We start from the raw sequence: 14,271 nt of genomic DNA on the forward strand, positions 1-14,271 counted from the left end.
TTTTTTTTTCTTTAAAATCTATCTTTGACACCCTTAAAAAAAAAGAAATGAGCACAATTTGGTACGAATGCAAAGTAAAATATAGAAAGACTGATGATACTGGAACACAAAAGGTTACTACAGAACCTTACTTGGTAGATGCGTTATCATATACAGAAGCAGAAACTAGAATTAATGAAGAAATGTCTGCTTATATTAGTGAAGAATTTAAAATCACAAATATAAAAATGGCTAATTATGCCGAAATCCACCCTTTCGAAAATGCTGATCGTTGGTTTAAATCAAAAGTATCTTTAATGGCTTATGATGAAGAAAGCGGTAAAGAAAGAAGATCAAATATGTATATTTTGGTTCAAGCCAATGATGTAAAAGAAGCTTACGATAACACAATTGGTATTATGAAAAATACCATGGGAGATTATACAATCCCTGCTATTGCAGAATCGCCTATTATGGATGTTTTCCCATACTTTAGTGGCGAAGAAGGAGAAATGGAACAACTAGAAAGATTTAATGCACTTAAAGCATCAAAACCTGAATTAGTAGCCGCTGGTGAAACTGGTGATGACTTTGTAGGAGCTGAAAGTGAATAATTCGTTTTAGCATTTATAGTATATAAGGAGGGCTTTTTTAGTCCTCTTTTTTGTTTATTAAAAAATAAAAAAGCCAATTCGATTTTAATTAGATAAATGCTATAATACCTATATAATTTCAAAACGATTATCAGTAATTATTTTGAATCTCACTTTTTTTATTATCTTTATTTCTAGCTTAATTTATTAATATATTCTTATACCCTGATAAAATTTACAATGAAATTATCTTTAAACCCAAATTACATTAAATCATCAAATTTTATTTTTATCTCTGTAGGTCTTGGGCTTATTAATTTTTTACTTTCACCACATATACTTTCTTCAAAATCGGCAATGATTCTAAGTATAATTACTCTTTCCTTACTCTTTATAGCAGGATTACTAGTTAGATTTCAAATCTCATGGATTAAATATCTTTTATTAGCTTTAATTCTCATTGGTTTTAATAGTTTCCCGTCTCTTATAAAAGAAGAATTAACTACTCATCCCATAAATGCTATCTTCACTATATTACAAGCCATAACTCTAATTTATGCCACCCTTTTGTTGTTCTTTAAATGGTTTTTATATAAACGAAACAAGTAGGAACTGAGGTCTATTTGAGTTGGGCTAGACTTTGTTTTACTTTGTTTACTCGATTTAGATTGTGAGTGCGAAGTCAGGGGCTTTCGTACAGCACACACTACTAATTTATTTATTCATTAGAATTCTTTGAAGACCGGGTTATGAGATTACTATACTTTTTAGCAATTAGTTTAATGATAGTGGCATGTAATGACAAAAAGAAGTCTAAGGATAATGCTATAAATTTAGCAGAAAACTACGATGGTTATGGCGTTATTCGATTTACGTCCAGTTCAACAGGCTCTATAAGATATTTAGAGTTTTATCCTTTATTAATTGAAAAAGATGATAAAATTGACTCCAAAGATATAAGCAAATTTAATATTAAAAACGGACTTGTTTTACGACAGACAAATAAATCTATATTATGGCAAAGTCTAATAACAACTAAGAATATTAAATGCGACGCTGAGGGCTATGGATTAGCATTGATTTTAATCAAATACCATAAAAAAAATAATGATCATAAATTTGTAAATGAATTTGAAAGTTATTTAATTTTAAAAAATCGTAATATAAAAGTTAAAATGTTTGACCCTGAATCTAATAAAATTGAGATTGATAATTTTAAAGTAATTCAAGGGATATAATTTTAGAATATTATTCCTGAAGTTTTCTTTCCCTCGATGCCCACTTCAAAAAAACAAGTACAAGTTTAAAAGTGTGTATGAAGAAATTTTGAATTGTTTCGATAAATAAAAATGACTTCTCCAATATTTAGACGAGGCTTTATATATTTTGTTTGATTGTGAGTGGGAAGTCGGAGACGTTCACACTGCGTTCGTTAGAACACTTTGGAGAGCAGGTGGATTACAATTAAGACGACAAGAAGATAATTTTGGCAATTTTTCAAAAGGGAAATTAGTTTAGAACTTCAATATCAAGAAAATACTTATCCAATAAATTATAAAAAAATCAATGAAGAAAATAGTAATTTTAATATGTTTATCTATTCAATTTTCTTGTACCAAACAAAATGAACTCGAAACTATTTTTATAGCCAAAGAAAATGAATATTGGCAATATAAAGATGATTGTCAAAGTTATGGAGTTTATTTTAAATTCAATAAAAAAGGTGATTATGATAAATATAATAGGTTCATTAACGGTGGTTTTGATTTATTCAATAACGATGGCGATTTAATAAGTGGTCCAAGATCTTGGAGTATAAAAAATGATTCTACATTCGTTTGGGATAATGAAGATTATAAAATAGAAAAATGTAATCCCAAACAAATAATACTATCTTATTATCATTATAAAGAAAAAAACAGAAAATGCAAAATAACCCTTAATAAAGTATTAGACAAATAAGCTGAAAAAGTCAAATTTCAAAGATACCCTGCTACTAGGCTAGGATATGCACAACGATAACCCGATTTCCTTACCCGTAAATAAAATTAAAATTAAAGCAACTCATAATCAAGTTGCTTTTTTAATACAAATTAAATCTACATCCTCATTCCATAAACAAACAATCGATTCTATCATGTGTGTTTTAAAGAAATTCAACTGTACAAATTGTTTCTTATTTCTTGCTTTATAATACTCCTTACTTCCTATTTCTTAACCATTTATCTACAGGTTCAAGAACCGTGTTCACGATAGTAACTAAGAATGTACAAATTAATGCTTCGGCAAAATAACCTGAAGCCGCAATACAGCCAATAGCTGCACTACACCATATTGTAGCTGCCGAGTTTAATCCATGTACATTTGGTCCTTCTCTAAAGATTACTCCTGCTCCCAGAAAACCAACTCCCATAACGACTTGGGCAGTAATACGAGTTACATCTATATTTGGTGCACTCGCTGCAACTTTTATAGACAATAATACAAAAGCTGCTGCTCCTGTTGCGACCAGCATATTGGTTTTTAAGCCAGTTTCTTTATGATGCCATTGTCTCTCAAAACCTATAATTAACCCTGCGAAAAGGGCTATCACTAGTCGGGTTAAAAATTCTGTTGTAGTCAAAATAATTACTTTTTATGATTAAAAATCACTTTATATAAAGATATTTAATTTTTTAAAAATATAAGAGTTAAGCAATTAATATTATTCGAAGTATAAGAACATCAATTGAATCAAATCTTGATTTTTTCAACTTTGGACAACACCCGAAGAAATACTTGCAATAACCCAGAACAATTATTCTACTGAAAACCAAGACTTAATAGGTATCATTTCAAAAACTATTCTATGTTCTATTTTATAATTTGAAACCAAATAGTAAAACAAACGATACTTCCAATACTTTTTTATCATGACTTTGTCGAACTTATGCGTAACAATTTCTGTAGAAATAATATAAAGAACATCCATGTTAAGATGGTGTAAATGGTAATACAAATACAACCAAACTATAAATTTAAATTATCAACCAAGATTTGATATTTTCTTCCAATAGGTAAAACCTCACCATTACTCATAGTTAAAGTTCTGGAAGTTAGTGCTTGTATAGCTTTTGTATTTACAATAAATGACCTATGAATTTGTATAAAATTTACGCTATCAATATCTGTAGCAATACTAGAAAGTGAACCATATATTATAATAGGCATATCTAGCTTGTTACTAAATATTTTCATGTAGTTACCTAAACTTTCAATGTAAATAATATCTTTTAATAAAATATCTGTCATCTGTCCGTTTACACGATAAAAAAGTACATCTTTTACACTGTTATTATTCTTATTTTTTTTACCCAAAAAATACGCTTTTGCTTTGGTAATTGCTTTTGCAAATTTTTCTATAGAGATAGGCTTGAGTAAATAATCTATAGCATCATTTTCATAAGCCGAAAGGGCAAAATCAGAATAAGCTGTTGTTACAATTGTAAGCGGACGATTGGGCTGAAGTTCCATTAACTCTACTCCTGATATAACTGGCATATTAATATCCAGAAAAATAATATCGTACGTGTTTTCGTTGAGCATTTTTAGAGCTTCCATACCACTAAATGCACTACCAGAATGCTCTAAATCCTCATATTTTGCAATATGCGAAGCTAGCGCTTTGTGAGCAGGAGTCTCATCATCTATTATAAGGCAGCGGTAGGTAAATCCCATATATTTAATTTTATACTGAATAAATCATCCTCTTTATTGCATTTAAGCTCATGTTTTAATCCATAAACTTCAAGCCGCCTTTTAAGGTTTTCAATACCTATTCCGGTGCTTGAAAGTCTGGAGCCATCTACCAAAAAATTATTCTTTATCGAAAAGGATAAGTTTCGTCCCTTTACAATTACATCCAGAATAATGTAAGGCGCTGCCGTTTCTCCCGAAAATTTGACTGCATTTTCTACCAATGGCAAAAAGAACAATGGCGATATTTCTATTCCTTCAAAATGGCCTTCATAATTTTGAGAAATCGAAAGGCGTTCATTCCTAAAAGTATAATACTCTACATATTTTTTAATAAACTCTACTTCTTCTACAAGCAATACAAAATCTTTTTTGGTTGCTTCTATCTGATACCGAAGCATATCTGATAAATTTAAAATTCTATCCGGAAGTCTTTCTGGGGCAACCAATGCTTCTCCATAAAGATTATTCATTGCGTTAAGCAGAAAATGAGGATTTAATTGCTGTTTAAGAAAGGAAAGTTCCGATTCATAATTAATAATATCCTTACTCGTTTGCGAGATTTTATCAACAATCCATAAATGCAGAAAATAGATTCCTGTACCATTGCAAACTAATGAAAATACAGATAATGTTTTAAGTCTTCCTAAATCAGCATATAAAAAATACCACGACATCAGGAAGTAAAAACAAATCCAATAGATAATAAAAAGAACAGTAAAGGTTTTATACTTCTTTTCGAAAAATAACATTTTAATTAAAAAAATATTACTGATTAATACCCCAAAATACATTGGCAAATAGCCTAAACATATTTTCTTAAAAAGGTAAAACCAGTCTACTTCTATACTAAACTCATCATATACACAAGCCAAAATAATCCCTACAACAAGGATATTTATTATGATGTTTCGTAGAAAAAAGTTTTGATAAATTTTAAAAAATTTCATGTGTGCAAAATTAGCTTAATATTTAATTTATAACCTTTTATAATGCTAAAATTATACAAACGCCATTGGTATAAATCATACGCCATTAGTATAATTGTTCTATTATAATAAGAAGCTACAAACTACATTTGCTTCCGATTTTTACTAGCTACATCAAGGCATTTACGTTTTTTATACCAAACTCATGAAAACAATTATTTATTTTATTCTACTAGCTTTAACTTCTTTACATGTTATAGGTCAGGAAGATAATAAAACAATGAAAGGCTTTGTTAGAGCCGTAAAGGAAAATTTTCCTATTACAAGAACTTTCGATTTGCAATATGACCAATTCGGACCTACGAACTATGATGCTAAACTCTTTGGGCAAGACCTGGAAAAAGGAAGATTTGACAGCCATAATAGATTAAAACTAGCTGTAAACTTGCCCTTATATAAATCGCAAACACAACGATTTATTGTAACAAGTACATTTAACTATAAGTATGAATCTTACGGATTTGGTGATGTTTATAATTTTGACTCTAATATAACCCATACTCGACCTACACAAGATTTTCACTATCTCGCTGGAGCATTAAGCGCTACCTATGTTTCGTCTCTTTTTAAGAAACCCATCATTTACAACACAACCGTAATTGTCGATGGAAATCAAGAAAACATACAACGAATTAAAGGGTTTGTTACTGCAAGTTTAGTCATCAAGAAAACACCAAATACGACTATTACGATTGGACTTTTAGCAATTGCAGATCCATCATCAATAGTTCCTATTGCTCCTTTATTTAGCTATAATCACCACTTCTTAGATTCTAAATGGGAGATTAATGTAATTCTGCCTAAGAGTATTCTTTTCAGAAGAAGTTTGCTAGAAAACGGACGTATTTCGTTTGGGACAGAGTTTGATTCGGAAAATTTCTATCTGAATCTAAAAACCCCGCAGTTAAACGGAATCTACGAAGTAAACTCTCTCGAATTAAAATCTGGCGTAACCTACGAATATCATATTGACAGAAAAATTATAGGCACATTTAAAGCCGGAATAAACAATGTTTTAAGCACTCGTGTTACCGAAAGAGGCGAACGAACCGACAAATATATTTATGACAACAAACAAGATCCTCAAGGCTATTTTAGATTTGGTATATCTTACAATCCATTTTAAAAAAGAGAAATCATGATTGAAATTTTTAAAACAAACGTTCAAAACGAAACTGAAACAACTGTAATTATAAAAAGTATTCAAGACTATTTTCAGGACCATAAAATTAATTTTGACTTAGAAGATTGCGATAAAATACTACGAATTGAAGCCAATGAAATAGAATCAAATAAAATTATAGAACTACTTAATATCCTTAGCTTTGATTGTGTTAAATTAGATTGATTTTTTTTAAGGTTCTGAGATGCTAAGATTCTAAGGCACTGAGACTAGATACTTTTTGCCACAGATTAAAAAGATTCTATCCCAAAGCTTTGCGTACTTTGCGTATCCCGACGCTTCGGGATTGCGTTCTCTGCGGTTAAAACTATAAAACTTTATAAACTTTGCGGTTAAACACAGTTAAATACACCCAAAGCTTTGCGACCTTTGCGTATCCCGACGCTTCGGGATTGCGTTCTCTGCGGTTAAACACACATAGAACTTTCTGGTAAAACATCTTCTAAATACGATAAAAATGAAACTACGATTATTACTTTTTTTGTGTGCTGTTACTTTTAATAGCTTTTCTCAGAATAACGTATTGGTTTTTCAATCTGATTTTGGATTAAAAGACGGTGCGGTATCAGCTATGAAAGGAGTTGCAATGGGCGTTTCTACCGATTTAAAAGTATTCGATTTAACACACGAAATCCCAGCATATAATATATGGGAAGCAGCTTATCGCCTATCGCAAACTGCTCAATATTACCCCACAGGAACAGTATTTGTTTCTGTTTGTGATCCTGGAGTGGGAACAGCAAGACATTCTGTTGTATTGCTTACTAAATCTGGTCATTATTTTGTAACTCCAGATAACGGAACTTTAACTTTGATAGCGGAACAATTAGGAATTCAGGAAATTCGCGAGATTGACGAAGTCAAAAATCGTCGTCAGGACTCAAATGAATCATATACTTTTCATGGTCGTGATGTGTATGCATATACAGGCGCGCGTTTGGCATCCAAAACAATTACTTTTGACCAAGTCGGACCAAAATTACCTAATGAAGTAGTAAAAATAGAATACCAAAAACCTGTTTTCGAGAAAGGAATCATCAAAGGAGGAATTCCGATTTTGGATATTCAATATGGAAATGTATGGACGAATATTGACAAGAAAACTTTTGCTAATTTAGATTTGAAAGCAGGAGATTTGGTAAAAATTCAAATCTTCGATGGAACTAAAAAAGTATATGACGGCAAACTAAAACTAGTACATACTTTTGGAGAGGTAAAAATCGGAACCGATGTTTGCTACTTTAATAGTCTCTTAAACTTTTCATTGGCAGTAAACCAAGGGAGTTTCTCCGAAAAATATAAAGTTTATAGCGGAGCAAATTGGAATATAATAATCAGCAAATAGCTTAATTATTAAGCAAAAAAAGGTGTTCATCATTACAATGAACACCTTTTTTAGTTTTTAGAATTCTCTAGTTTTTAAGAGAAGCCATATCTATTACAAAACGGTATTTTATATCGCCTTTTAATAATCTTTCGTAAGCATTATTTACATCATTTACGCCAATAATTTCTATATCGGCAGTAATGTTATGCTTAGCGCAAAAATCAAGCATTTCCTGAGTTTCAGCAATTCCACCAATAAGAGAACCAGAGAAACTTCTTCTGCCTAATATAAGACTAAATGATGTTACAGGAAGTGGATCCATCGGTGCACCTACTAATGTAAGCGTTCCATCTACTCTAAGTAAGTTTAAATACGCATCGATATCATGTTGAGCCGATACACAATCTAAAATAAAATGAAGGCTTTTAGCATGTTTAGCCATTTGTTCGGCATCGCTAGATAATACTACTTCGTCTGCTCCCAAACGTTTAGCATCTTCCGTTTTAGATAATGAAGTAGTAAAAACTACTACGTGAGCTCCCATTGCTTTTGCAATTTTAATTCCCATGTGTCCTAAACCACCAATACCTACAATACCTACTTTTTGTCCAGGACCAACTTTCCAGTGTTTTAAAGGAGAGTAAGTTGTAATACCAGCACAAAGTAAAGGCGCAACACCAGCAAGATCTAATTTATCAGATATATGAAGAACAAAATTTTCATCTACAACAACACTCTCAGAGTATCCACCAAACGTTTGTCCACCAAGATGTTTATCCGGAGAATCAAATGTAAGTGTACTTCCTGAATCGCAAAACTGCTCTAAATCTTCTTTGCAATGTTCACACTCTCTACAAGAATCGACCATGCATCCTACTCCAGCTAAATCTCCTACTTTAAAGTTTTTTACATGATCTCCTACTTTGGTTACTCTACCTACAATTTCATGTCCCGGAACTATTGGGTATGTCGTACCGTGCCACTCGTTTCTAGCTGAGTGAAGATCAGAATGACAAATTCCGCAATACAAAATATCAATTTCTACATCATGAGCCGTTACCGCTCTACGTTTAATGTCTAATGTTTTTAATGGTGCTTCAGCAGCTTCAGTACCAAATGCTTTTATGTTTTTTGTTTCCATAGTTTTATAGTTATATTTAATTCTTATTTACAAACAAATTCAAACTCAGTTTTTAAATAGATTCTTTGCTAAAATTATTTAGAAAAACTGTTGTATTCTTCATCAGTAACTTGTTCCATCCAAGTCCCGATGCCTTTATCAATCTCGGTAATAATTGCTATATGCGAGAATCGACTATTTGGTGTTGCGCCATACCAATGTTCTACCCCTGGCAAAATGGTAAGAACTTCTCCTTTATGAACCAATCGTATTGGTGTACCTCTTTCCTGAAAATATCCAACACCTTCAGTCGCAACAAGCAATTGCAAAGCCGAGTTTGTATGCCAATTATTTCTCGAACCTGCCTCAAAAGCAACTTCTTTTATAGTAGTATTACGTGGCTGAATATCGCTAGTACGTTTTTTATAAGAAACTGCGCCTGTAGTATATTTATTAGGAACTATTCCTTCTTCGATAACTGTTGTATAATGTGTTGACATAAATTAGTTATTTGTTGTAGTTTAATTTATTATTTAATGCTAACCCAATAAAATTGCAACCAATTTAAAAACAGTAAATTACAAAAATATTCTCTTATAATAATGTAGAGAACAAAAATTTAAGAATTACTTTTTTTAAGCTTGTTTTTAAATTAATATTGGATGAAACAACACACCTATACCTTAAAATTATTTAAAGCTATTGTATTGTTCGTCAGTTACTCTTTCCAGCCAATCTACAATACCATTTTGAGTATTAGTACTTATTGCTATATGAGTAAATTCACTCTCTGGAGATGCACCATGCCAATGTTTAACATCTGGTAAAATAGAAACAACATCACCTGCATTAAGCAACTGGATTGCTTTTCCTTCTTCCTGATAGTACCCTACTCCATGAGTAACTATAAGAACTTGACCTCCGGGATGAGTATGCCAGTTGTTTCTTGCGCCAGGCTCAAAAACTACATTTCCCATAACAACATTTAGTGCGCGATTATCAGGAACAAGAGTTTTTATCCATGCGTTACCAGTAAAATAATCTGCTGGTGCAGGATCTCCTTTAGGGAAAATTGTAGTATCGATTTGATCTGCTTGATTTTTCATAATTTTTCTGGTTTTATACATCAGATAGAAACTAAATCTAGAAGTAGTGGTCAATAATAACTTCGACCATATCATTTAGCTAAACAATCTAATATTGGTTAATACTAATTATTTCAATGCAAATTTACTTTGGCAAAGACATATAGATATAACGATTATCAAACAAAAAATTAAGAATTTCAAACAATCTACACTCTTAAAGTTTTAGGTATTGTTCCTGTAAGTCTTTTAAAGTAATTATTAAAGTAGCTAGGATACTCAAATCCTAACGAATATCCGATATCAGCAATACTCCAATCCGTATGTTGCAAAAGTGCTTTTGCTTCGCTAATTATTCTTTCGGTAATATGTGCTGTGGTCGATTTTCCTGTAATTTCTCTCACCGAACGATTCAGGTGGTTTACATGTACAGCAAGATTTTGAGCATAATCCTGTGGTGTTTTTAACTTAAGCGGTTGGTTCTTGGTTTCTATAGGAAATTGTCTTTCTAAAAGTTCAAGAAAAAGAGTTGTTATTCTCGAAGATGCATTTTTATGCTTAAAGAAATTTTCCGAAGGTTGCATTTTAAGCGCCTCATGTATAATAAGGTTGATATAATTACGAATTAAATCATCTTTAAATATATAGTCGGTATTTTGTTCCGAGAGCATTTTCTTAAACATTGTAGCAATAAAACTCTCCTGTTCAGCAGTTAAAGAAAAAATAGGTGTTCCTCCTATTTTAAACAACGGAGATTCGTTAAGACTCTGAGAACGATCTTGTTTCTTTATAAAATCTTCCGTAAAAACACAAGCATAACCATTATAAGATGGCGATTTAATTTCCCAAGAATAAGGAATATGAGGATTACCAAAAAACAATATAGTACCATCAGTCTCAATACCTCTGTCGGCATAATGAATAAAACTCTTGCTAGTATTAATGCATATTTTATAAAAATCTCTACGATTATAAGTAGGAACTGCATTAACACCACTATTTACTTCATACACTTTAAAGCCTTTTAACTTTAAGTCATTAGTAGTAAAATCCGAAGCCTGAGTAACAATTTGATTATCCATGATGCAAAGTTAAGAAAATCAAATATAACTCAAACTAAAATTATTGTAATCAGTTTGTTATTATTTACCACAAAATTAAAGCATTAAAAATAGAAAATCCGTTTAATCCGTGTTTTCGCCTTAGCGAATCCGTCTCATCCGCGTTCCATTTTCGCAAAGAGTTAGCCACAGATTTATAAAACAAAAAATAGAAAATCCGTGTCATCCGTGTTTTCGCTTTAGCGAATCCGTTTCATCCGCGTATCCTTTTCGCAAAAAGTTAGCCACAGATTTATAAAACAAAAAATAGAAAATCCATGTCATCCGCGTTTTCGCCTTAGCGAATCCGTTTAATCCGCGTACCATTTTCACAAAGAGTTAGCCACAGATTTATAAAACAAAAAATAGAAAATCCGTGTCATCCGTGTTTTCGCTTTAGCGAATCCGTTTAATCCGCGTACCATTTTCGCAAAGAGTTAGCCACAGATTTATAAAACAAAAAATAGAAAATCCGTCTCATCCGCGTTTTCGCTTTAGCGAATCCGTTTCATCCGCGTACCATTTTCGCAAAGAGTTAGCCACAGATTTAAAGGATTAAAATGATTCAAATACATAATTGGATTTAAAAACTTTGCGAACATTGCGTATCCTTTTGCGCCCTTTGCGGTTAATTCCACACAACAAAAAACTAATAAAAATTGGCTATTAATGTAAGTTGTTTAAGGTCTAGCAATTGTATTTTCCGACCTTCCATCCAGATAAGATTATCTTCTTTAAATTCATGAAGTACTCTTGCCAGTGTTTCATTTGCAGTACCTGCCATGTTTGCCAAATCGGCTCTGGAAAGCATTATAAAAACCTTTTTTTCGATATCACTTATTTTATATTTATCATGCAATATCAGTAAACTAAGAGCGATTCTTTCCCTTACAGTTCGTTGAGACAATACAGCCATTAAGTTTGCCATAACACTAAATTCATGGCTTAAACTTTTTAATAATAATCTGGAAAAAACTACCGAAGTGTTCAGAATATGAATAAAATCGTCTTTAGAAATAAATGAAATGATGGCATTTTCTATAGCAACAGTGGTATCTCCATACGATTCCTCGCTTAAAATAGCCGAATAGCCAAAAAATTCTCCAGGATTGTAGATGTAAATTATCTGTTCCCTGCCGTCGTTATCAACTTTGTATTTCTTTATTTTACCAACCTTAACATAAAAAATACCTGTAGGCAAAGTTCCTTCAGTAAATATAGCTTCATGTTTGCGATATTTTTTATTATGCATAACCTCTTCGAGCATATCCTTATCATGTTCAGGAAGCTCATTTAAAAGATATTGGTTATTAAAAATAAATTTTGATATCATAATAAACTCAAAGTTAAGCTATTTTCCTTCCTACTTTGTAAATATTGATTTAAATCAAATTTAAGCATCATTTTAGTCGTTATAATCTATTTTAAAGCTACTTACCTTTGTTTTATTCAAAAATTAAGTCACATTATACATTTTATAATAAAATGATATAATATAAAAACAAAAATTATGTTTATTCCTAGAAGTCTTTATTACACTAAAGACCATTTATGGTTACGAAAAATTGGATCATGCGATTTCTATATTGGTATTACAGATTATGCTCAAAAAGAAATTGGAAAAATTGATTCAGTTGAACTAAAACTAGAAAGCAATACTATTAAAAAAGACGAAACATGGGGAACTATTTATGGTACAAATAAAACTTTTACCCTTATCTCCCCTTTAGATTGTGAAATCACAGTAACTAATTGTATCTTAGAAAAAAATGCATCGCATATTAATACCGATTCTTATTATAATTGGCTCTTAAGAGTAGTTATCACAATAGATAACAGTACTTTTTTGACCAATGAAGAGTACATACAGCTAACAAAATGATTTTTAAAAACCTAAGACAAAATATTGATATCGAAGACAGTACATTTAATCAATTGTACCCAACTCGTATTCAAAGGCTTTCTGAACGACATTGGACACCTGTAGAAATAGCCAAAGTTGCAGCCGATTACCTAGTCGACAAACCTTATAAAAAGGTATTGGACATTGGCGCCGGAGCAGGAAAATTTTGCTTAGTGGGAGCTGCATCTACAAGAGGCTTTTTTTATGGAGTAGAACAAAGAGAATCACTCATAAAAGTATCTAAGAAAATAGCCGAAAAACACGATATAAAAAATGTAGAATTTATTCATTCAAATATCGATCAAATCTCATTTTCAGATTACGATGCGTTTTATTTCTATAACTCCTTTTACGAGAATATAGATATTACCTGTCCGATAGATAAAATCATACTTCCAGAAAAAGAATTGTTTCACACCTATTCTAATTATGTGAGAGAACAACTCGGCAAAACTCCCAAAGGCACAAGGCTCGTAACCTATTGGAGTACATGGGAAGAAATTCCAGAAAGTTTTGACCTCGAAGAATCTGCTTGCGATGGAATATTGAACTTCTGGAAGAAAAAATCCTAATTCTATATTGCAATTTATATCAAAAAACCTGCCCGAAAATAATTTTCCGGGCAGGTTTTCTGCTTTAATAATAAAAGCAATAACTATACTGCTTTATTTAAAACTGCAACAACTTCTTTCCAATTGTTTACCCTTAAATGATGGGTTTGGTTTACATTATGAAACGCCGTAAACATAATAGGTTTTCCCATACAATAATCCAGATTCTTAGCATGATCATCAATCATATAATCTGTATTAATAATTCTTTTGCTTCCGCATAAAATAATATTTTCCCATTTTATAAAAGGAAAATGCTCCTCAAGCCAGAATACTTTTTCAGAAAGAGACATCGGAAACTCCATGGCTGCAGAAACTATAAAAAGCTCATAATTTTCTTGTAATTCCAGTAAACTCTCCACAGCATTAGGCATTACAGGCAATGTTCTAAAAAAATTCTCCGAATTTAAAATCCTACGCAAAATAGCTCTCTCCTTAAAAGCTTCCTCTTCAGTTAGCCCCTGAATACTATCTTTTGTAATCGCAGTTCCAAATTCATTATTATAATACGTGATTAAATGCGCCTCAATATCCGCAAGTACACCATCCATATCGATAGCAATTGTTTTCTTATTCATGATAAATTATTTTGCAACAAATTTACGCAAAAATTGCAATATATTGCAATTTTAACTTATTTTTGCAA

17 protein-coding genes are annotated in these 14,271 nt (G+C 31.6%); 8 read left to right on the plus strand and 9 right to left on the minus strand.

What is annotated here, in order from left to right; all coding sequences use genetic code 11:
- The first annotated feature begins 47 nt into the window (after window positions 1-47).
- From B8T70_RS07390 to B8T70_RS07405, 3 genes are all read left to right on the plus strand, one after another.
- The gene (locus tag B8T70_RS07390) at window positions 48-593 is read left to right on the plus strand and encodes a DUF4494 domain-containing protein (RefSeq protein ID WP_039114516.1); all 546 of its coding nucleotides are present in this window, start codon (window positions 48-50) and stop codon (window positions 591-593) included.
- 728 nt (window positions 594-1,321) lie between these two features.
- Window positions 1,322-1,810 (plus strand): hypothetical protein, encoded by a 489-nt coding sequence (locus B8T70_RS07400; protein ID WP_086894465.1) that lies wholly within the window; start codon window positions 1,322-1,324, stop codon window positions 1,808-1,810.
- Between the two features lie 328 nt (window positions 1,811-2,138).
- A complete protein-coding gene (locus B8T70_RS07405) occupies window positions 2,139-2,534 on the plus strand; it encodes a hypothetical protein (RefSeq protein ID WP_086894466.1) in 396 nt (131 codons plus the stop codon).
- A 238-nt stretch (window positions 2,535-2,772) separates the two neighbouring features.
- Here B8T70_RS07405 and B8T70_RS07410 read toward each other — a convergent pair whose 3' ends face one another.
- From B8T70_RS07410 to B8T70_RS07420, 3 genes are all read right to left on the minus strand, one after another.
- Entirely contained in the window at window positions 2,773-3,195 is a 423-nt protein-coding gene (locus tag B8T70_RS07410) for an MgtC/SapB family protein (RefSeq protein ID WP_086894467.1), read from the minus strand.
- A 386-nt stretch (window positions 3,196-3,581) separates the two neighbouring features.
- Complete coding sequence (locus B8T70_RS07415) at window positions 3,582-4,289, minus strand: LytTR family DNA-binding domain-containing protein (protein ID WP_086894468.1); 708 nt, start codon at window positions 4,287-4,289, stop codon at window positions 3,582-3,584.
- Window positions 4,262-5,257 carry a sensor histidine kinase gene (locus B8T70_RS07420; protein WP_086894469.1) on the minus strand — a complete coding sequence of 332 codons (996 nt, stop codon included), beginning with the start codon at window positions 5,255-5,257 and terminating at the stop codon, window positions 4,262-4,264. Before B8T70_RS07420 ends, B8T70_RS07415 begins: the two co-directional genes overlap by 28 nt.
- 184 nt (window positions 5,258-5,441) lie before the next feature.
- Between B8T70_RS07420 and B8T70_RS07425 the strand changes: the two genes are divergently transcribed.
- The 3 genes from B8T70_RS07425 (at window position 5,442) to B8T70_RS07435 (ending at window position 7,824) form a co-directional block, all read left to right on the plus strand.
- A complete protein-coding gene (locus tag B8T70_RS07425; protein WP_086894470.1) occupies window positions 5,442-6,422 on the plus strand; it encodes a hypothetical protein in 981 nt (326 codons plus the stop codon).
- 12 nt (window positions 6,423-6,434) lie between these two features.
- Window positions 6,435-6,644, plus strand: a complete 210-nt coding sequence (locus tag B8T70_RS07430; RefSeq protein ID WP_039118520.1) for a hypothetical protein — start codon at window positions 6,435-6,437, stop codon at window positions 6,642-6,644.
- Between the two features lie 292 nt (window positions 6,645-6,936).
- The gene (locus B8T70_RS07435; protein ID WP_039118519.1) at window positions 6,937-7,824 is read left to right on the plus strand and encodes an S-adenosyl-l-methionine hydroxide adenosyltransferase family protein; all 888 of its coding nucleotides are present in this window, start codon (window positions 6,937-6,939) and stop codon (window positions 7,822-7,824) included.
- A gap of 67 nt (window positions 7,825-7,891) precedes the next feature.
- On the opposite strand, the gene B8T70_RS07440 is transcribed toward B8T70_RS07435, so the two are convergent.
- The 5 genes from B8T70_RS07440 to B8T70_RS07460 all read right to left on the minus strand — a co-directional run bounded on the left by B8T70_RS07440 (window position 7,892) and on the right by B8T70_RS07460 (window position 12,444).
- Window positions 7,892-8,947 carry an NAD(P)-dependent alcohol dehydrogenase gene (locus B8T70_RS07440; protein WP_039114417.1) on the minus strand — a complete coding sequence of 352 codons (1,056 nt, stop codon included), beginning with the start codon at window positions 8,945-8,947 and terminating at the stop codon, window positions 7,892-7,894.
- 74 nt (window positions 8,948-9,021) lie between these two features.
- Window positions 9,022-9,426 carry a cupin domain-containing protein gene (locus B8T70_RS07445; RefSeq protein ID WP_039118517.1) on the minus strand — a complete coding sequence of 135 codons (405 nt, stop codon included), beginning with the start codon at window positions 9,424-9,426 and terminating at the stop codon, window positions 9,022-9,024.
- 189 nt (window positions 9,427-9,615) lie between these two features.
- The gene (locus B8T70_RS07450; protein ID WP_086894490.1) at window positions 9,616-10,032 is read right to left on the minus strand and encodes a cupin domain-containing protein; all 417 of its coding nucleotides are present in this window, start codon (window positions 10,030-10,032) and stop codon (window positions 9,616-9,618) included.
- A gap of 188 nt (window positions 10,033-10,220) precedes the next feature.
- The gene (locus B8T70_RS07455) at window positions 10,221-11,093 is read right to left on the minus strand and encodes an AraC family transcriptional regulator (RefSeq protein ID WP_086894471.1); all 873 of its coding nucleotides are present in this window, start codon (window positions 11,091-11,093) and stop codon (window positions 10,221-10,223) included.
- 667 nt (window positions 11,094-11,760) lie between these two features.
- Window positions 11,761-12,444 carry a Crp/Fnr family transcriptional regulator gene (locus B8T70_RS07460; RefSeq protein ID WP_086894472.1) on the minus strand — a complete coding sequence of 228 codons (684 nt, stop codon included), beginning with the start codon at window positions 12,442-12,444 and terminating at the stop codon, window positions 11,761-11,763.
- 177 nt (window positions 12,445-12,621) lie between these two features.
- Between B8T70_RS07460 and B8T70_RS07465 the strand changes: the two genes are divergently transcribed.
- Complete coding sequence (locus tag B8T70_RS07465; protein WP_039120345.1) at window positions 12,622-12,993, plus strand: glycine cleavage system protein H; 372 nt, start codon at window positions 12,622-12,624, stop codon at window positions 12,991-12,993.
- Window positions 12,990-13,586 carry a methyltransferase domain-containing protein gene (locus tag B8T70_RS07470; RefSeq protein WP_039114423.1) on the plus strand — a complete coding sequence of 199 codons (597 nt, stop codon included), beginning with the start codon at window positions 12,990-12,992 and terminating at the stop codon, window positions 13,584-13,586. The genes B8T70_RS07465 and B8T70_RS07470 overlap by 4 nt, the downstream gene beginning before the upstream one ends.
- 83 nt (window positions 13,587-13,669) lie before the next feature.
- Here the strand turns inward: B8T70_RS07470 and B8T70_RS07475 are convergent, their stop codons facing one another.
- On the minus strand, window positions 13,670-14,203 hold the full coding sequence (locus tag B8T70_RS07475) for a 5'-nucleotidase (protein WP_039120344.1): 534 nt from the start codon (window positions 14,201-14,203) through the stop codon (window positions 13,670-13,672).
- Window positions 14,204-14,271: the final 68 nt, after the last annotated feature.

Origin of the sequence: Flavobacterium sp. AJR, assembly GCF_002156885.1 — a bacterium.
Lineage (GTDB): Bacteria > Bacteroidota > Bacteroidia > Flavobacteriales > Flavobacteriaceae > Flavobacterium.

Coding starts and splice junctions, on each gene's coding strand:
- B8T70_RS07390 (WP_039114516.1), top strand. CDS start 48: ATGAGCACAATTTGGTACGAATGCAAAGTAAAATATAGAAAGACTGAT.
- B8T70_RS07400 (WP_086894465.1), top strand. CDS start 1,322: ATGAGATTACTATACTTTTTAGCAATTAGTTTAATGATAGTGGCATGT.
- B8T70_RS07405 (WP_086894466.1), top strand. CDS start 2,139: ATGAAGAAAATAGTAATTTTAATATGTTTATCTATTCAATTTTCTTGT.
- B8T70_RS07415 (WP_086894468.1), bottom strand. CDS start 4,289: ATGGGATTTACCTACCGCTGCCTTATAATAGATGATGAGACTCCTGCT.
- B8T70_RS07420 (WP_086894469.1), bottom strand. CDS start 5,257: ATGAAATTTTTTAAAATTTATCAAAACTTTTTTCTACGAAACATCATA.
- B8T70_RS07425 (WP_086894470.1), top strand. CDS start 5,442: ATGAAAACAATTATTTATTTTATTCTACTAGCTTTAACTTCTTTACAT.
- B8T70_RS07430 (WP_039118520.1), top strand. CDS start 6,435: ATGATTGAAATTTTTAAAACAAACGTTCAAAACGAAACTGAAACAACT.
- B8T70_RS07435 (WP_039118519.1), top strand. CDS start 6,937: ATGAAACTACGATTATTACTTTTTTTGTGTGCTGTTACTTTTAATAGC.
- B8T70_RS07440 (WP_039114417.1), bottom strand. CDS start 8,947: ATGGAAACAAAAAACATAAAAGCATTTGGTACTGAAGCTGCTGAAGCA.
- B8T70_RS07445 (WP_039118517.1), bottom strand. CDS start 9,426: ATGTCAACACATTATACAACAGTTATCGAAGAAGGAATAGTTCCTAAT.
- B8T70_RS07450 (WP_086894490.1), bottom strand. CDS start 10,032: ATGAAAAATCAAGCAGATCAAATCGATACTACAATTTTCCCTAAAGGA.
- B8T70_RS07455 (WP_086894471.1), bottom strand. CDS start 11,093: ATGGATAATCAAATTGTTACTCAGGCTTCGGATTTTACTACTAATGAC.
- B8T70_RS07460 (WP_086894472.1), bottom strand. CDS start 12,444: ATGATATCAAAATTTATTTTTAATAACCAATATCTTTTAAATGAGCTT.
- B8T70_RS07465 (WP_039120345.1), top strand. CDS start 12,622: ATGTTTATTCCTAGAAGTCTTTATTACACTAAAGACCATTTATGGTTA.
- B8T70_RS07470 (WP_039114423.1), top strand. CDS start 12,990: ATGATTTTTAAAAACCTAAGACAAAATATTGATATCGAAGACAGTACA.
- B8T70_RS07475 (WP_039120344.1), bottom strand. CDS start 14,203: ATGAATAAGAAAACAATTGCTATCGATATGGATGGTGTACTTGCGGAT.